17 protein-coding genes are annotated in these 17,715 nt (G+C 60.8%); 13 read left to right on the top strand and 4 right to left on the bottom strand.

From position 1 onward, the window contains the following. Positions 1 to 48 precede the first annotated feature (48 nt). The 10 genes from ACTG2T_RS07455 to tldD all read left to right on the top strand — a co-directional run bounded on the left by ACTG2T_RS07455 (position 49) and on the right by tldD (position 11,915). Complete coding sequence (locus tag ACTG2T_RS07455) at positions 49 to 1,089, top strand: rod shape-determining protein (protein WP_005340051.1); 1,041 nt, start codon at positions 49 to 51, stop codon at positions 1,087 to 1,089. A gap of 42 nt (positions 1,090 to 1,131) precedes the next feature. Beyond that, entirely contained in the window at positions 1,132 to 2,022 is an 891-nt protein-coding gene (gene mreC / locus ACTG2T_RS07450; protein WP_005340053.1) for a rod shape-determining protein MreC, read from the top strand. After that, the gene (mreD, locus tag ACTG2T_RS07445; RefSeq protein WP_005340054.1) at positions 2,022 to 2,507 is read left to right on the top strand and encodes a rod shape-determining protein MreD; all 486 of its coding nucleotides are present in this window, start codon (positions 2,022 to 2,024) and stop codon (positions 2,505 to 2,507) included. Before mreC ends, mreD begins: the two co-directional genes overlap by 1 nt. Positions 2,508 to 2,509: 2 nt before the next feature. After that, entirely contained in the window at positions 2,510 to 3,097 is a 588-nt protein-coding gene (locus tag ACTG2T_RS07440; protein WP_005340055.1) for a Maf family protein, read from the top strand. 95 nt (positions 3,098 to 3,192) lie between these two features. Beyond that, positions 3,193 to 4,662 (top strand): ribonuclease G, encoded by a 1,470-nt coding sequence (gene rng / locus ACTG2T_RS07435; protein WP_005340056.1) that lies wholly within the window; start codon positions 3,193 to 3,195, stop codon positions 4,660 to 4,662. Beyond that, positions 4,663 to 8,556, top strand: a complete 3,894-nt coding sequence (locus tag ACTG2T_RS07430; protein WP_330125405.1) for a YhdP family protein — start codon at positions 4,663 to 4,665, stop codon at positions 8,554 to 8,556. It begins immediately after the preceding gene. Between the two features lie 34 nt (positions 8,557 to 8,590). Next, positions 8,591 to 8,923 (top strand): Dabb family protein, encoded by a 333-nt coding sequence (locus ACTG2T_RS07425; RefSeq protein ID WP_111900313.1) that lies wholly within the window; start codon positions 8,591 to 8,593, stop codon positions 8,921 to 8,923. Continuing rightward, the gene (locus ACTG2T_RS07420) at positions 8,920 to 9,507 is read left to right on the top strand and encodes a nucleotidyltransferase domain-containing protein (protein WP_330125406.1); all 588 of its coding nucleotides are present in this window, start codon (positions 8,920 to 8,922) and stop codon (positions 9,505 to 9,507) included. Before ACTG2T_RS07425 ends, ACTG2T_RS07420 begins: the two co-directional genes overlap by 4 nt. Positions 9,508 to 9,526: 19 nt before the next feature. After that, a complete protein-coding gene (locus tag ACTG2T_RS07415) occupies positions 9,527 to 10,333 on the top strand; it encodes a carbon-nitrogen hydrolase family protein (protein WP_330125407.1) in 807 nt (268 codons plus the stop codon). 133 nt (positions 10,334 to 10,466) lie between these two features. Then, a complete protein-coding gene (gene tldD, locus ACTG2T_RS07410; protein ID WP_330125408.1) occupies positions 10,467 to 11,915 on the top strand; it encodes a metalloprotease TldD in 1,449 nt (482 codons plus the stop codon). Between the two features lie 132 nt (positions 11,916 to 12,047). Here the strand turns inward: tldD and ACTG2T_RS07405 are convergent, their stop codons facing one another. The 3 genes from ACTG2T_RS07405 to ACTG2T_RS07395 all read right to left on the bottom strand — a co-directional run bounded on the left by ACTG2T_RS07405 (position 12,048) and on the right by ACTG2T_RS07395 (position 14,591). Further along, a complete protein-coding gene (locus tag ACTG2T_RS07405; RefSeq protein WP_043822671.1) occupies positions 12,048 to 12,251 on the bottom strand; it encodes a hypothetical protein in 204 nt (67 codons plus the stop codon). Positions 12,252 to 12,410: 159 nt separating this feature from the next. Continuing rightward, on the bottom strand, positions 12,411 to 13,133 hold the full coding sequence (locus ACTG2T_RS07400) for a MarC family NAAT transporter (RefSeq protein ID WP_330125409.1): 723 nt from the start codon (positions 13,131 to 13,133) through the stop codon (positions 12,411 to 12,413). A 138-nt stretch (positions 13,134 to 13,271) separates the two neighbouring features. Beyond that, positions 13,272 to 14,591, bottom strand: coding sequence for an MFS transporter (locus tag ACTG2T_RS07395; RefSeq protein ID WP_042052570.1), 1,320 nt, complete (start codon positions 14,589 to 14,591; stop codon positions 13,272 to 13,274). 166 nt (positions 14,592 to 14,757) lie between these two features. Between ACTG2T_RS07395 and ACTG2T_RS07390 the strand changes: the two genes are divergently transcribed. Together ACTG2T_RS07390 and aphA are read left to right on the top strand one after the other, a co-directional pair. Continuing rightward, positions 14,758 to 15,432: an ATP-binding protein gene (locus ACTG2T_RS07390; RefSeq protein WP_111900307.1), complete on the top strand. Its 675-nt coding sequence runs from the start codon at positions 14,758 to 14,760 to the stop codon at positions 15,430 to 15,432. 106 nt (positions 15,433 to 15,538) lie between these two features. Beyond that, positions 15,539 to 16,258, top strand: coding sequence for an acid phosphatase AphA (aphA, locus tag ACTG2T_RS07385; RefSeq protein WP_181363308.1), 720 nt, complete (start codon positions 15,539 to 15,541; stop codon positions 16,256 to 16,258). 72 nt (positions 16,259 to 16,330) lie between these two features. On the opposite strand, the gene ACTG2T_RS07380 is transcribed toward aphA, so the two are convergent. Beyond that, the gene (locus ACTG2T_RS07380) at positions 16,331 to 16,597 is read right to left on the bottom strand and encodes a hypothetical protein (protein WP_005348674.1); all 267 of its coding nucleotides are present in this window, start codon (positions 16,595 to 16,597) and stop codon (positions 16,331 to 16,333) included. A gap of 169 nt (positions 16,598 to 16,766) precedes the next feature. On the opposite strand from ACTG2T_RS07380, the gene ACTG2T_RS07375 reads away from it, so the two are divergent. Beyond that, entirely contained in the window at positions 16,767 to 17,588 is an 822-nt protein-coding gene (locus tag ACTG2T_RS07375) for an HDOD domain-containing protein (protein WP_330125410.1), read from the top strand. The last annotated feature ends 127 nt before the right edge of the window (positions 17,589 to 17,715 follow it).

The raw sequence follows: 17,715 nt of genomic DNA, 5'->3' as shown, positions 1-17,715 counted from the left end.
AGTTAGCCGGTTTTCTGCACCTCCAAATTCTTAGGATTTCCCGTAGCCATGTTCAAAAAGCTCAGAGGCGTCTTTTCCAACGATCTGTCGATCGATTTGGGAACTGCCAACACCCTGATCTATGTAAAAGATCAAGGGATCGTCCTTAACGAACCCTCAGTTGTCGCCATTCGCCAAGAGCGCGGGAACGCCAAATCGGTCGCTGCTGTCGGTCATGCCGCCAAACAGATGCTGGGCCGTACCCCGGGCAACATCTCCGCAATCCGCCCGATGAAAGATGGCGTGATCGCCGATTTCTACGTGACCGAAAAGATGTTGCAGCACTTCATCAAGCAGGTTCACGACAACAACTATTTCCGCCCCAGCCCCCGTGTACTGGTGTGTGTACCGTGTGGCTCCACTCAGGTTGAGCGCCGCGCCATTAAGGAGTCCGCACTGGGCGCCGGTGCCCGCGAGGTCTACCTGATCGATGAGCCTATGGCTGCTGCTATCGGTGCCGGCCTGCCGGTGTCCGAAGCGACCGGTTCCATGGTGGTCGATATCGGTGGTGGTACCACTGAAGTGGCCATCATCTCTCTGAACGGTGTGGTCTACTCCCAGTCCGTCCGTATCGGTGGCGACAAGTTTGACGAGGCGATCATCAGCTACGTCCGTCGCAACTACGGCAGCCTGATCGGTGAAGCGACTGCCGAGCGCATCAAGCACGAGATCGGCTCCGCCTATCCGGGCGAAGAGGTGCGTGAGATTGAAGTCCGTGGTCGCAACCTGGCTGAAGGTGTACCGCGCAGCTTCACTCTCAACTCCAACGAAATCCTGGAAGCGCTGCAAGAGCCGCTGTCCGGTATCGTGGCTGCCGTCATGGTGGCGCTGGAGCAGTCTCCGCCGGAACTGGCTTCCGACATCTCCGAGCGCGGCATGGTGCTGACCGGTGGTGGCGCACTGCTGAAAGATATCGACCGTCTGCTGATGGAAGAGACCGGCATTCCTGTCGTCGTGGCCGAAGATCCCCTCACCTGTGTGGCCCGTGGCGGCGGCAAGGCGCTGGAGCTGATCGATATGCACGGTGGCGATCTGTTCCACTACGAATAAGACCCAAAGCCGGCCAGCGTGCCGGCTCTTTTTTGACGACCCATGAAACCCATTTTTGGTAGAGGCCCTTCGCTTCAGTTACGGTTGTTTCTCGCCGTCATCATCTCCATTGCTGCCATCGTCGCGGATTCCCGCTTCGGTGTGTTTACCCATGTCCGCGTCTACCTCAGTTCGTTAGTCAGTCCCCTGCAATACATGGCCAATGCGCCGGGTACCCTGCTCGACACCATGTCGACCCAGGTGCAGACCCGTGCCGATCTCATCGAGCAGACCAAACAGCAGGAGCAACAGCTGTTTACCCTGCGTGCTCGTCTGCTCAAAATGGATCAGCTGGAGCACGAGAACCAGCGGCTGCGTGAGCTGCTGGGTTCGCCGGTGCACAAGGAGTCCCGCAAGATGGTGGCCGAGCTGCTGTCGGTGGATTCCGACCCCTTCAGCCATCAGGTGCTGATTAACAAGGGGGCGCTGGATGGCGTCTACAACGGTCAGGCGGTGATCAACGATCAGGGGGTGATTGGTCAGGTGCTCCACGTGGGCTCCACCACCAGTCGCGTGCTGCTGATCACCGACTCCAGCCACGGTATTCCGGTGCGGGTGCTGCGCAACGACTTGCGCGCCATTGCCTCCGGCAGTGGCGAGCTCGACAAGCTTGAGCTGCGCAACCTGCCGCGCAATACCGATATTCAGGTGGGTGATCTGCTGGTCACCTCAGGTCTGGGTGGCCGCTTCCCGGAGGGTTATCCGGTGGCGACTGTGACCCGCTCCGAGTATGTGGAGGGCAAGCCCTTCGCCCAGGTCGAGGCCAAGCCTCTGGTGGAGCTGGACAGACTGCGTTATCTGCTGTTGCTGTGGACCGACAAGAAGCCTGAAGTACATGATGAGGATGGCGAACGGGCGGCTCCCGCTGCGTCCGCCGCAGGAGCCACCCGCTAATGCTAGAACCCGCCAGCGGCAGGATCTGGATCTGGATCTCGATCCTGCTGGCCTTGAGCCTGTCGATCCTGCCGCTTCCTTTTGAATTTGACCCCTTCCGTCCGGACTGGCTGGCCATGGTGCTCATCTACTGGGCACTGGCTTTGCCGCATCGGACCAACGTCGGCACCGCCTGGGTGGCGGGCCTGCTGCTGGATGTGCTGCTTGGCAGCACCCTCGGCGTGCGGGCGATGGCGATGGCCATTACCACCTATCTGGCGGCCTTCCAGTTCCAGAAGATCCGCAACTTCTCCCTCTGGCAGCAGGCACTGATCATCGGTGGCCTCTCGCTGGTGGGTAAAATGACGGTATTCTGGGCCGAGCATCTGTTCAGCCAGGCCAGTCTCAACTTCTCCTACTTTTGGTCGACGTTGACGACGATGCTAATATGGCCCTGGGTGTTTCTGGTGCTGCGCAAGGTGCGGCGCCGCTTCAATATCAGGTAAATATGAACAAAAACAACGAACCACAACTCTATCTCGCCTCGGCTTCTCCCCGTCGCCGTGAACTGCTGACCCAGATTGGCTACCGCTTCGAGGTGCTGAAACTGGATGTGCCCGAGCAGCGGGAAGAGGGTGAAAAGGCGCAGGATTACGTCTGCCGCCTCGCTCGTGACAAGGCGATGGCGGGCGTGGCGTGTGCGCCGACGGCGTTGCCGGTGCTGGGTGCCGACACCATAGTGGTGCTGGGCGACCGGGTACTGGAGAAACCGTCCGATCTGCTTGATGCCAAAGATATGCTGGAGTCCCTCTCCGGCAAGGTGCATCAGGTGATGACGGCGGTAGCGCTGGCCAGCAAGGATCGTTGTGACGTGCGTCTGGTCACCACCAACGTGGCGTTTCGCAAGCTGGACGAGGCCGAGATCGAGGCCTACTGGCAGACCGGTGAGCCCTGTGACAAGGCCGGGGCTTATGGCATTCAGGGCATTGCCGGCAAGTTTGTCAGCCGCATCGAAGGGAGCTATAGCGCCGTGGTCGGCCTGCCCCTGCTGGAGACAGACCTGCTGATCAAGCATCATCTGGAACAGCTCAAATAATTTCCCGTCAGCTGTGCTCTGCTGCGTTTCTCCCTTGCGCGCGTTGTACCGGATTGGCTCTATAGAATTCAAAACTGGAACAGGCAAGGTTACTTATGTCGGTAGAACTGCTGGTTAACGTTACCCCCTCCGAAACCCGGGTCGCTCTGGTCGAAAACGGTCTGCTGCAGGAAGTGCATGTAGAGCGTCAGGCCAAACGCGGCATCGTGGGCAATATCTACAAAGGCAAGATCAGTCGGGTGCTGCCCGGCATGCAAGCGGCATTCGTCGATATCGGCATGGACAAGGCGGCGTTTCTCCATGCCTCTGATATCGTCCCTCACACCGAGTGTGTGGCGGTGAAAGAGAAAGAGCAGTTTCAGGTCGGCAACATCGCCGAGTTGGTGCGTCAGGGGCAGGACATCATGGTGCAGGTGGTGAAAGATCCGCTGGGTACCAAGGGTGCCCGTCTCACTACCGATATCACCCTGCCATCCCGCTATCTGGTCTTTATGCCGGGCAGTGCCCACGTCGGTGTCTCCCAACGTATCGAGTCCGAAGCAGAGCGGGAGCGCCTCAAGCGCACCGTGGCCGGTTATGTGGACGAGCTGGGTGGCTACATCATCCGCACCGCCGCCGAAGGGGTGGGGGAGCAGGAGCTGGAGCAGGATGCTGCCTTCCTGAAGCGTCTGTGGCGCAAGATCCTCGAGCGCAAGCAGAAGTATCCGCCCTGCAAGATCCTCTACGAGGATCCCAGCCTGGCATTCCGGGTGGTGCGCGACTTTGTCGGTGCCGAGCTCGACAAGATCCGCGTCGACTCGCGCCAGAGCTTCGATCAGCTCAAGCGCTTCACCGAAGAGTACGTGCCTGAGCTGGCCAGCAAGCTGGAGTACTACCCCGGCGAGTCGCCCATCTTCGATCTCTACGATGTGGAGAACGAGATCCAGCGGGCGCTGGAGCGCAAGGTAGAGCTGAAATCCGGCGGCTACCTCATCATCGACCAGACTGAAGCCATGACCACGGTGGATATCAACACCGGCGCCTTTGTCGGCCACCGCAATCTGGAAGAGACCATCTTCAACACCAACGTCGAGGCGACGGCGGCCATCGCCCGCCATCTGCGCCTGCGCAACCTCGGTGGCATCATCATCATCGACTTCATCGACATGCAGTCGGAAGATCACCGCCGTCGGGTGCTGCACAGCCTGGAGCAGGCGTTGTCCAAGGATCGCGCCAAGACCAACGTCAATGGCTTCTCCCAGCTCGGTCTGGTGGAGATGACCCGCAAGCGCACCCGCGAGAGTCTGGAGCATGTGCTCTGCTCCGAGTGCCCCGAGTGCAAAGGGCGCGGCCGGGTCAAGACGGTGGAGTCGGTCTGCTTCGAGATCCTGCGGGAGATCATTCGGGTCAATCGTGCCTACGATGCGGATCAGTTCACCGTCTATGCAGCCCCGGCCGTGGCCGACTACCTCCATGGCGAGGAGTCCCACAGTCTGGCGGAGCTGGAAGTGTTCATCGGCAAGCAGGTGCGGGTAGTGAGCGAACCCCTCTGTGGTCAGGAGCAGTTCGACGTGGTGATGATGTAATTGGTCTATCGCTGGCTGAGTCGGGGCTGGTTGGCCCTGGGGGTCCTGTTCGTACTGATGGCCATGCTGGTCACGCTGGTACGGGTTGGGGGCCCTTTGCTGAATCAATACCGGGAGAGTCTGATCCACACTCTGCTGGGTGATTCACAACTCAAGGTCAGCGTGGAGCAAGTGGGGCTGGACTGGACACAGTCCGGGCCCGCCCTCGAACTGCAGCAACTCGCCATCGCCCCGGATTCGGGGCGTTTTACCGTACAGCTCGGCAAAGCCTGGGTGCACCTCGACTTCTGGCGCACCATTAACGAGCTCAAGCCGGTGTTTGGCGAGCTGATCCTGAGCGATGGCGATATCACCATCGACTTGCGCCAACCGGCTGACGAGAGCCCCTCCGGCGATTCCCAGCAGGGCGCCCTGCTGCGCTTTCTGCTGACCCAGCTCTCTACCTTCGATGTGCACAACACCCGCCTCAGCGTCACCACCTCCCTCGGTGATCTGCGTGCCCTCGACATCGCCCAACTGCGCTGGCAGAACCGTGGCAAGCGCCATCAGGGGGTCGGCAAGGCTTATCTCATCAACGGGGTGGGCGAGAGCACCCTCGATCTGATTCTGGATGTGGATGCCCCGACTGCCCGGCTCGATCGCCTCAAGGGTCAGCTCTATCTGGGGGCCCGCCAGCTCGATATCACCCCGACCCTGGCCAAAATCCATGCGGGCGAACCCAAGGTTGCCGGTCAGCTCGACTTCCAGCTCTGGAGCGAGTTTGACAGCGGCAAGCTGGGCAATACCCTGCTGGCGTTTGGCAACAACTACCTGATCTGGAAGGATCCCAAGAAAGGGGATATGCACCGTTTCGGCCTCGATGGTGGCAAGATCCAGCTGCGCCGTGAGGGCACCGACTGGCAACTGGCCAGCCACAACGTCACCTTCAAGCTGGACGGCAAACCCTGGTTGCAGAGCCGCTTGCAGCTGGAGCGGATCGGGGATCGGGTGCAGGGCTATCTGCCCAGCATAGAGTTCGACAAGATCACCCAGATCAGTCAGCTGGTCTCGGCGCTCTACCCTACACTCTGCGAGACCCTGCGCCAGACCAATCCGCAGGGTTCGGTGCAGGAGCTGACGCTGCTGGCCAATGCCGACTGGCAGGATCTCTCCCTCAGTGGCCGCTTCAGCAAGGTGCGTCTCAAGGCCTGGCAGGATATACCCGGGATGCAGGATCTCAACGGCGAGTTCTGGCTTACCCCGACCGGCGGTAGCGCCAGATTGGCGCTGGCGAACGACAAGGTGGATCCCGCCCGTCACTTCAAGATGCCGATCCCGGTCGACAACTTCTCGGCCCGCCTCGACTGGTGGCGCGAGGAACAGGGCTGGGTGCTCTACGGGCAGGATATCGCGCTGGATAACCCGGATCTGACCCTGGCCAGCCGTTTCCGCCTCGATTTGTTCGAGCACCCTTTCCTGGCCCTGACCGGCCGCATCGATGTGAGGAACGCGGGCCATGCGGATCGCTACTTCCCGCTGCAGGCGATGGACAAGGGGCTGGTGGATTACCTGAGCGGCGCCATCAAGGGGGGCAAGGCCAAGGGGGCCGACCTGCTCTGGTATGGGGAGTTTCGGGATTTCCCCTACGACAACGGCAAGGGCATCTTCCAGGTGGCGGTGCCGCTGGAGCAGGCCACCTACGAGTTCTTCCCCGGTTGGCAACCGCTCACCGACCTGCAGATCGACCTGTTGTTCCAGAATGCCGGTCTCGATATGCGCAGCCGATCCACCAAACTCGGCAAGGCGAGCTCCGACTCGGTGCATGCCTGGATCCCGGATCTCTCCCCCGGCGCCCACCTCTATGTGGATGCCAAGGTGCAGGGAGAGGGCAAGGCCATCAGCGACTACCTGCAGGACTCTCCGCTGGGCAGTTCGGTAGGTCAGGCGCTGCGGGAGATCGAGATCCGCGGCCCGATGGCAGGATCGGTCAAGCTCGACATTCCTCTCGATGGCGAGAGCGAGGTGAAGGCGAGCGGCGATGCCACCTTCAGCAACAACAAGGTGCTGGTCGCCAGTCTGGATCTGCCGCTGGAGAAGGTGCAGGGGCGCCTCGAATATGACAACGAACAGACCCGTTTCAACAACCTCAAGGCGAGCCTGTGGAACCAGCCGTTGACCCTCGACTATCAGGGGCGCCAGCATCCGGATCACTATCAGGTCGACCTCGATTTCAAGGGGCAGTGGGATTGCCGCCGCCAACCCGCCGCCATCTCCTCGTACGGTATCCTCAACGGCCGCAGCAACTGGGGCGGCAAGCTCGGGTTGACCCTGCCCGACAGCAAGCCGTTCAGCTTCCAGCTGGCGCTCGACTCCAACCTGCAGGGGATGGCGCTGGATCTGCCGCTGCCACTGGCCAAGAACAGTGCCAGCCGGCTGCCGCTCAAGGTTATCGCCCGTGGCCGGGATGGCAGCGCCGACATTCGTGCCGTGCTGGGGGCCGATGTGGATATGCAGACCCGACTGGTCTACGGCGAAGGGGTGCCTTATCTCAGTAGGGTGCGGGTCGATATAGGCCAGCCGGGCGCCCGGGTAATGCGCGATGCCCCCATGCTGCTTGCCATCAACCAGCAGGAGGCCGATGTCGGTGGCTGGCTGGCGCGACTTAAACAATGGCTGCCGGCGCAGAATCAGACCGGCAACGCGGTGGTCGGCCCCGCCTTCCTGCCACAGGAGTGGTGGGTGGATGGACAGCTGGCCCGCGCCTATATCGGCAGCGCCACCCTCAAGGCGGCGCGTTTCACCGTGGGGCCGACCAATCAGGCTACCGAAGTGATGATCGACAGCCCCGATGTGATGGGGGTGATCCGCCTGCCCGCAGTGGCCAATCGCCCGGTGGATGCCAAGTTTGCCCGCATCTACTGGTCCGGCAAGAGTTCGGATCTCAGCCCGGATCCCGATGCCAAACAGGACAACGCCATCATGGCATCCATCCCCTGGTTGAAGGTGAGTTGTGTCGATTGCCGCTTTGGTGAGCTACCTCTTGGTGAAGTGAAAGGGGAGCTGGTGCCCGGCGCCAACAAGGTGACCCTCAAGGGGCTGGATGTGCGGCTGGCGGGGAGTCAGCTCACCGGCAGCGTCGACTGGCTGGCCGATGGCAACCGGATGGAGACCCGCGCTCGTGGCAAGCTGACCAGCAACAACAGTGAACTGCTGCTCAAGCGGCTCGGCTACACCTCGCCCATCGGCGATGCCCCCGGCTCCCTCGCTTTTGATCTGAACTGGCATGATGTGCCCTATCGCCCGAGCCTGCCGACTCTGGGGGGCAGTGCCAACTATCAGCTGGAGGGCGGCACCCTGCGGGAGGTCAACGACAAGGGGGCGCGGCTGCTCTCTCTGCTCAGTCTCGACTCCCTGCTGCGCAAGCTGCGGCTCGATTTTCGCGATGTGTTCGACAAGGGCTTCTACTTCGAATCCATGTCCGCCTCTGCCACCATCAAGCAGGGGCAGGTCAGCAACGATGATTTCTATATGAAGGGGGCGGCAGGCAACCTGCGCGGCGAGGGGATCGCCGATCTGGTGCGCTGGCGGCTCGACTACGAGCTGAGCTTCTCTCCCAATCTGGGGGGCACCCTGCCGGTGGTGGCGGCCTTCTCCATCACGCCGGTCACGGGTCTCTATGTGCTGGCCCTCTCCAAACTGCTGGAGCCGGTGGTGGATGTGGTGACTCGCATCGATTTTCGCATCTCGGGCCCGCTCGACGCACCCAAGCTGATCGAGGCGGGGCGAGATCGCGCGCGCATCAAGCTCAACCAGCAGCAGAAAGATGCTGTTGACGCCGTTGCTCCCAGCCTGCCGACGCAAGAGGTGACCCCTTTCCTGCTGAGCCCCAAACACGCAGGGCCCGCTCAGCGCTGAACGAGCGGCCCGGCACCATCACAAGGAGTGAGCCATGATCCGACATATCCTGCTGATCGCCTTCAAGCCGGACACCCAGCCTGCCCGGATAGATGCAGTGCGTACCGCCTTTCTTGCCATTCCCCATCAGGTCAGCGGCGTGACTGCCGTGGAGTGGGGTCGGGATGACAGCCCGGAGGGGCGGGCCGATGGGTTTACCCACAGCGTACTGATGACCTTCGCCGACGAAGCGGCCCGCCAGCGCTATCTACCCCATCCTGATCACGATGCCCTCAAGACCATCTTCCGTCCGGTGCTGGAGCGCATCATAGTGCTGGATTACACCCTGCAGGCAGGGGATCGGGTTGTGCCAGAGGGGCCGTTATGATGGTGGATGAGCACTGGGCTGCCATCCCTCCACTGCAGCGCGCACTGCTGGAATCGGTTATGAAACATGGCGCAGCTCATCCTGCGATTGATGCCGGGGTAGTGGTTGGGTCGCTCGCCAAGGGCAAGGCAGACCGGGTATCCGATGTCGATCTCTTGTTGCTGGCCGAGCCGGGCTTCCATAAGCAGGGAGACGAACTGGTGCGCACCATTGTGGGGGAGCGGCCCATCTTTCACTGCTGGCAAGGAAGACATGAAGAGGTCTGTTCATACTGGCGCTTCATATTCCTCGACATGACCAGCATCGAGATCCACATCCTTGATCGGGGGGCTGAGTTCCCCCTTGCCAAACCTTATTTGCCACTGTTCGATAAAACTTCCTCCCTTGGTGCGCTTGAGGTATCTGGCCCTGCCCCAAGCCATTGGGACTTTCCTGCCTATATGGCCGAAGGGGATGGTCTGGTTTGGGAGTTGTTCGATTGCCTCAAATGGGCGGAGCGGGGCCAGCGGGGATTGGTTAGGCATCATCTTCGCAAGCTGCTGGCCGAGATGGATAAAGACCCGAATATTGTGGATCGCGATTAACGCGGACAAGGAGAGAGTCATGTGGTTAGCCGCAATACAGCTGGTATCTGGTCGTCACTGGCAGGATAACCGGGAGCAGATCGCCACCGAGTTGGCCATGCTGCCCAAGGATCGGCCGCTGCTGGTGCTGCTGCCGGAAAACTTTGCCCTGTTTGGCGAACGGCAGGGCTATCTGGATGGCGCGGAGGCCATAGGTGAGGGCCCGATCCAGCAGCAGCTGGCCAAATGGGCCCGCGATTATGGCATCTGGCTGGTGGCCGGGGCTATGCCGACCACCATCGCAGATTCCGACCATATCCACACCAGCTCGCTGGTGTTTAACCCAAGCGGTGAGCTCAGGGGCCACTACCACAAGATCCACCTGTTCGACGTGGATGTGGCGGACAATCACGGTCGCTACCGTGAGTCGGAGACCTTCAGCCCAGGGGCGGCGCCTGTGTTGGTGGACTCTCCCTTTGGTCCCCTCGGCCTCTCGATCTGTTATGATCTGCGCTTTCCCGAGCTCTACCGCCAGTTGGCCCGTGCCGGTGCCCGCGTGCTGCTGGTGCCTGCCGCCTTTACCGCCGTGACCGGCGAGGCGCACTGGGAGCCGCTGCTGCGGGCCCGCGCCATCGAAAACCAGTGCTACGTAGTCGCTGCCAATCAGGGCGGCACTCACGAAACGGGGCGCCAGACCTGGGGCCACAGCATGGTGGTCGACCCTTGGGGTCGGGTGCTGGCGAGCAAAGAGTCCGGGCGCGGCACAGTGCTGGCGAAGATGGAGCCCGGGCTTATCGATGAATTGAAACGCACCATGCCAGTGCTGCAACACGCCCGTTTGCTCTGATGGTGTGGTGAAAAATTGAAACGCAGCCGTTTTCCCGTGCTGGAGCATGCCCGTTTGTTGTGATGGTGTGGCTTGTTGCCAATCCGTCGGCAAGACGATTTAAAACAGCTCGTTACGAGAGTGGAGAAGAAGATTGAGTCTATTGAGCCAGGTTAGTGCCTCCCTGTTGGCCCCGAACGATCTCGATGAAGGGCGCCTGCAGCAGCTGCTCGGCAACCTGATGAGCCATCAGGTCGAGTTCGGCGATCTCTATTTCCAGCGCAGCTGGCACGAGTCCTGGATGCTGGAAGATGGCATCGTCAAGGATGGCAGCTACAACATCGATCAGGGTGTGGGGGTGCGCGCCGTCAGCGGCGAGAAGACTGGCTTCGCCTACTCGGACGAGCTGAGCCTGCTGGCGCTGCAACAGTCGGTGACTGCCGCTCGCGGCATCGCCGCAGCCGGTGCTCACGGCAAGGTGAAGGCGTGGGCCCGCACCGAAGCGAACCTGCTCTATCCGGCCATGGATCCGCTACAGACCCTCGACAAGCACCAGAAGATTGCCCTGCTGGAGCAGATGGATAAGTTCGCCAGGAGTCTGGATCCCGCCATCAATCAGGTGATGGCCTCCATCAGCGGCGTCTACGAAGAGGTGCTGGTGGCCGCCACCGACGGCACCCTGGCCGCCGATATTCGTCCGCTGGTGCGTCTGTCGGTGACCGTGATCGCCGAGAAGGGCGATCGCCGCGAGCGTGGCAGTGCTGGTGGCGGCGGGCGCTTTGGTTACGACTGGTTCCTCGAACTGGACGGGCTGGAGAGCCGCGCCTTTGGCTATGTGCGTGAAGCGGTGCGTCAGGCGCTGGTCAATCTGGAAGCCATCGACGCGCCAGCCGGTACCATGCCGGTGGTGTTGGGCTCCGGCTGGCCCGGCGTGCTGCTGCACGAGGCGGTAGGTCATGGTCTGGAGGGGGATTTCAACCGCAAGGGATCTTCCGCATTTGCTGGCCGCATCGGCGAGCAGGTGGCCTCCAAGCACTGTACCATCGTCGATGATGGCACCCTGCCGGGTCGGCGCGGCTCCGTCTCGATCGATGACGAGGGGACGCAGGGTGGTTATAACGTGCTGATCGAGAACGGTATCCTCAAGGGTTATCTGCAAGATAAACAGAACGCTCGCCTGATGGGTGTGCCGCTCACCGGCAACGGTCGCCGCGAATCCTACGCCGCCATGCCGATGCCGCGCATGACCAACACCTACATGCTGGCGGGTCAGTACGATCCGGTCGAGATCATCGCCTCGGTGAAGAAGGGCATTTATGCCCCCAACTTCGGTGGTGGTCAGGTGGACATCACCTCCGGCAAGTTTGTCTTCTCCGCCTCCGAGGCTTACCTCATCGAGGATGGCAAGATTACCGCTCCCATCAAGGGCGCAACCCTGATCGGCAACGGCCCCGAGGCGATGAGCCAGGTCTCCATGGTGGGTAGCGACCTTGCGCTGGATCGCGGTGTCGGCATCTGCGGCAAGGAGGGGCAGAGCGTGCCGGTTGGTGTCGGCCAACCCACCCTTAAACTGGATCAGCTCACCGTGGGTGGCACTTCGTAGGTTTGGGTTAGCCGCGCAGCAGCGTAACCCGACGCATTCAAACCCCGGCTCTTGCCGGGGTTTTGCTATTCAGGGAACCACAGGCAACAAAAAGCCCCGGTCGTTGGACCGGGGCTGGCGAGTTATTCGGTATCAGTTGACGGATATGGCGCGGGCGTCGATGAAATAGCGAGCGTTACCCTGTTTGTCGATCTGGATTTTGGCAACCAGTTGCTCTTGATCTTTATATTCCCAGTGTTGCTCGATCTTGGCGAGGGATGGGCTCGCAATCCCAACCACGTTCAGGTACTCGTGAAACAGGCTATGGCTCCCTATTTCGGTCAGCATCTTGTCCATCTGCATACTCTCCTGAAGTTGAGTGGGTATTCATCAACAAACCTATCAGCGTCCATCTGAATACAGTCTGTATGAAAAACAAACTAACTCATTTGTGTGTCAATAACATGATCAGGGACAAGATCAGTGCAGATCGTCAGGGACTTTTTGATACCGTTTTCAATCAGAGCCGGTGGGCTTCTGCGGCAACTGATCAAACGTGCCGGAAGCCTGCGGTAGCGCCGGTGCGGTTTGCACGGCCTGGCCGTTGTGGAAGACCGGATCCTGCGCCACTTCCTTGATGCCGTTGATGCAAAACTGCATACCCATGCAGACCAGCAGGAAGCCCATGATGCGGGTCATGGCATCGATGCCGGTGGCGCCCAGGAGCTTGCAGACCGGATCCGCCAGCTTCAACACACCCCAGCTGATCAGGCTCATCAGGGCAAACGCCGTTACCACACCGGCGTAGATGGTGATGCGGTTGTATTCGTCCGGCAGCTCGGCGATCTGGGCGGCCCCGCTTATCACCAGTGCCATGGTGCCCGGCCCGCACATGCTGGGCATGGTGAGCGGTACGAAGGCAATGCTCTGGTTTATATCGACCCCGCTCTGCTGGCTGGGGGCGGGAAACAGCATGCGAAAGCCGATAAAGCCGATGATGAGGCCACCGGCCAGGCGCAAGCCCGGAATGGAGATCCCGAACAGATCCAGGATCGAGGATCCGATAAAGAAGGTGATGCAGAGGGTGCAGAACAGATAGATGGTGGCCAGATTGACCTGACGGCGCACGTGTTCGCGCGACATCCCCTTGCTCAGCCCCAGCAGCAGGGTGGCCGTGGTGGGCGGGTTGACCATGGGCAGCAGCGCCAGCAAGGTGAGTAATACGACCTGAAAGAACATCTTGAGCCTCGGATAAAGAGTTGGACGTCATGGGGCGATGCGGGTGGCAGGCCCCAGAGGGAGACTATCTTATGCTGGCGAAACTGAACATAAGCAGTACAAAAAAGCCCCGGCAGATACCGGGGCTTGTTGTTCGGGTCAGGCCGCTTGCGGCGCTTGCTGCTGCCGGATGGCCCGTTGCTGGAACCAGAGCCAGAGACCGATGGCGAAACCCAGCACCGACAGGCTCACCACATAGTGGGAGGGGGCAAGCATGTCGCTCTTCATCCAGAGGGTCACCGCCATCGGGGTGAGGCCGCCGAAGATGGCGTAGGCCACGTTGTAGGAGAATGACAGACCGGAGAAGCGCACCACCGGCGGGAAGGCGTTGACCATCACGTAAGGCACGGCGCCGACAATCCCGACCGCAAAGCCTGCCAGCATGTAGAGCGGCACCAACTGACTCGTACCAGCCGCCAGACCGTGATAGAAGGCGTAGCTGGAGCCCGCCAGCAGCAGGGAGCCGAACATGAAGGTGAGACCGCTGCCCAGCAGGTCGATCAGTCGGCCATAGACGATGCAGCCGAGGGTCAGGGCAACGATCGCCAGCGAGTTGGCGGTCAGGGCGTCAGCCGGGCTGATGCCATAGACCTTCTGCAGATAGGTGGGGGTCATCAGGATCACCACCACGATACCGGCGGAGAGCAGCCAGGTGAGCAGCATGGAGACCACCACGCTGCTCTTGTGGTTGCGCAGCACCGACTTGAGGGGCAGTTCGTCAGCCAAGGTCTTGTTGGCTTTCATCTCGGCGAAGACCGGGGTTTCGTGCAACCAGCGACGCAGGTACATGGCGACGATGCCGAAGATACCGCCGAGCAGGAAGGGCACTCGCCAGCCCCACTCGCTCACTTCGGCCGGGGTCAGGCTCTTGTTGACCGCAGTGGCGATGAGGGAGCCGAGCAGGATGCCGGCCGTCAATCCCGCCGTGAGCGTGCCGCAGGCGACCCCGACCCGACGGGCAGGGACGTGCTCGGCGACAAACACCCAGGCGCCGGGCACTTCACCGCCGATGGCGGCGCCTTGCAGGATCCGCAGTCCCAGCAGGGCGATAGGGGCGCCGATGCCGAGCACTGCATAGGTGGGCAGCAGACCGATCAACAGGGTCGGCAGCGCCATCATGATGATGCTGAGGGTGAACATCCGCTTGCGACCGATGAGATCGCCAAAGTGGGCCATGATGATACCGCCAAGCGGGCGGGCCAGATAACCGGCGGCGAAGATGCCGAAGGTCTGGAACTGGCGCAGCCACTCGGGAATATCTGCCGGGAAGAACAGCTCGCCGATGACCACGGCGAAGAAGACGAAGATGATGAAGTCGTAAAACTCCAGCGCGCCGCCGAGGGCAGCCAGACTCAGGGTTTTGTAATCCTGTCGATTGAGGGGGCGGGCGTGATCATGTTGTTGTGTGGTCGTGGTCATATCCGTATGTTTCCCATCGGTTTTTTTAGTTATTGTCACCCCGTGCAAGGGGCATATACAGGTGATCGAGAGTATGCTGCCTGCCTCTTGTGTGTAAATCGCGCAATTCGCAACACTGTCTTGCATCTTTTTGGGGCAATCCGAGTGCCCCGCTGGCGGAGGAATGATGGAAAAGAAACGGGTACTGCTCTCCTGGAGCAGCGGCAAGGATTGCGCATGGGCACTGCATCAGTTGCGGCAAGATCCCGCCATCGAGGTGGTGGGGCTGTTTACCACCCTCAATCAGGCATTCGAGCGGGTGGCGATGCACGGGGTGCGCAAGCAGCTGTTGACCGAGCAGGCCGCCTGCGTCGGGCTGCCCCTCATCACCATCGATCTGCCCTGGCCCTGTAGCAACGAGGATTACGCCCGCATCATGACCGGCTTTATCGCTGATGTGGTGGCACAGGGGATCCGCCATATGGCCTTTGGCGACTTGTTCCTCGAGGATGTGCGCGCCTACCGTGAAAAGCAGCTGGCAGGTACCGGCATCGAACCACTGTTCCCGCTGTGGGGCAGCAATACCCGTGAACTGGCGCCGCAGATGGTGGCCGCTGGGTTGAAGGCGCGGATCAGTGCTCTCGACCCGAACAAGCTGGATGCCAGCCTGGGGGGCCACGACTTTGACGAGGCACTGCTGGCGGCGCTGCCGGAGGGCGTTGACCCATGTGGCGAGAACGGCGAGTTTCACACCCTGGCCTATGATGGCCCCATGTTCTCCCGTCCGCTCGGCATTCGGGTCGGCGAGACAGTGCTGCGCGATGGCTTTGTCTTTACCGATTTGCTGCCAATCAAGGATTAATTATCGGGCGTCAAATGCTCCCTTTTGCAGGAGTATTCACAGATTTGAGGGGCGGGATGGGGGCACTATTGGCCCCCTCTTTTGATTGAAGATGACAACCTGCCTTATGAAACACCTCTCTCGTCCGGCGCTGCTTGCCTCCTTGTTGGCTGCCGCTCTAGCTCTTCCTGCCGTAGCGGGTCAAGCCGCTACCGTTCAGCCTATCCCTGCCGGTGTCACCACCGTCACCTTGGCCCAGCAGGCGCCAATCCACTGGGTGTCAGTGGAGCAGATTGCCAAGAGTCTGGATGGCCTGCCCCCGATGGCGGTCGGGTTTGATATCGACGATACCCTGCTCTTCTCCAGCCCGGGTTTTTATCGCGGCAAACAGGAGTTCTCCCCCAACGACGAGAGCTATCTGAAGAACCCCGCCTTCTGGGAGAAGATGAACAATGGCTGGGATGCGTTCAGCATGCCGAAAGAGGTGGGCAAGGCGCTCATCGCCATGCATCTCAAGCGCGGTGACCACATCTATTTCGTCACCGGTCGCTCGGCCACCAAGACCGAAACCGTGAGCCAGACTCTGCAGCAGACCATGAATATTCCGGCCGACCAGCTCAATCCGGTGATCTTCGCTGGTGATCAGCCGGGCCAGAACACCAAGGTGCAATGGCTCAAGGATAAGCAGATGAAGCTCTTCTACGGCGACGCCGATGGGGATATCAAGGCGGCGCAGGAGGTCGGCATTCGCGGCATTCGTCTGCTGCGGGCCGCCAACTCCAGCTATCGGCCACTGCCGTTGGCAGGGGCGCTGGGGGAAGAGGTGATCATCAACTCCCAGTTCTGATCCGGAGCGGATCCATGCAAAAGGGCGGGGCCATTGGCACCCGCCCTTTTTGCATCCGTCATCCAGCTCGGGTCAGTCGTCTGCCCACGGCATCTCGGGCAGACTGTCGAGGAACTCGCCGTAACGGGTCAGATTGAAGGGGCCCTGATCGGCTTCCATTGCCATCAGCTCGGCACCGAGGGCGCAGGCGATATATTGCAGCGCCTCTTCCCGCGGGGTGCCCTTCATCACCAGCCGCATCAGGGTCGCCTTCACATGGGGCGGGTGACCGTCGTTGAGCTGGTTCTCCACCATCTCCAGCAGCGCGTCTTCATCAAAAAATTCCTGAGTGTCGTTCATGGGATATCCGCAACAGTGAATGTGGCGGCCAGTATAGCCTGAATGTGACTAACACCTTGAATGACCAGCGAATAAACAATCCGATGGGGAGGCCATTTGTTACCCATAATTAGGAGGAGTTTGCCAAGGCAAACAGGTTGGAACACAGATAACATGGATGGACACGCCTATGCCCACGATAGATTCCCTGCTGGCCGAGCCCAAGCTACTGCCCCAGATCCCGGAAGTGATGCGCGATTTGATCCAGACCTTCAATGAAAAGGATCCGGATCTGCTCAAGATCAGCAAGTTGATCAACAAGGACCCTGTCATCTCCGCCAAGTTGCTGCGCTTGGCCAACTCGGCCAAATTCGGCAGCAGTCGTCAGATCGGCACCGTCAATGAGGCCGCGGTGCGGCTTGGATTGGCGATGGTGCGCAACATGGTGCTGGCCTGCGGGCTCACCGAATCGGTCACTGCGGTGCCCGGCATTGACCTCAAACATTTCTGGGGTTGCGTCTTCAACGTGGCTGAGCTGGCCCGTCGTCTGGCGGTGAAGAAGGGGATGAAGGGGGATGAGGTCTTTACCTGCGCCCTGCTCTACGATCTTGGCCGACTGGTGATGCACGTAGGCCTGCCGGAAAACACCGTCCATCACATCCACGATCTGGAGTTGCACAAGGGACGGGCCAAGGCGGAAGAGCTGGTGGTCGGCTTCAACTATGCCCAGGTCGGGGCGGCCATGGCTCGTTACTGGAAGTTTCCCGAGACCATCAGCAATGCGGTGGAGTATCACTACAACCCCATGCTGGCCAAGGAGTTCTCCGCCGAGGCGGGGCTTATCCATCTGGCGATCGTGCTGGCTGCGCAATCCGATGTGGGGGAAGAGGCGCCGCCCGAGTGGCCCCACAAGGTGGCAGAAGCACTGGGGCTGAGCTGGGCCGATTGTGCCGCCCAGTTCACTGCACTGCGCGAGCAGGGTAATGGCTACGCCGGGTTGCTGGCTGCCTGAGCCCGTTTATCCCATCTCATCAGGGGCCAACGCGGCCCCTTTTTCATGGCCGATGGCTCCACAGGCTTGCCAGCCCGGGAGTGACGGGGCACTCTTTGCCCTTCACTTTCCGTTTGAGAGCCCTTGC

This window comes from Aeromonas sp. 75A (assembly GCF_051919425.1).
Taxonomy (GTDB): Bacteria; Pseudomonadota; Gammaproteobacteria; order Enterobacterales; family Aeromonadaceae; genus Aeromonas; species Aeromonas veronii.
Note: the sequence above shows the minus strand (reverse complement) of the source record. Positions and strands in the feature narration are given on the sequence as shown.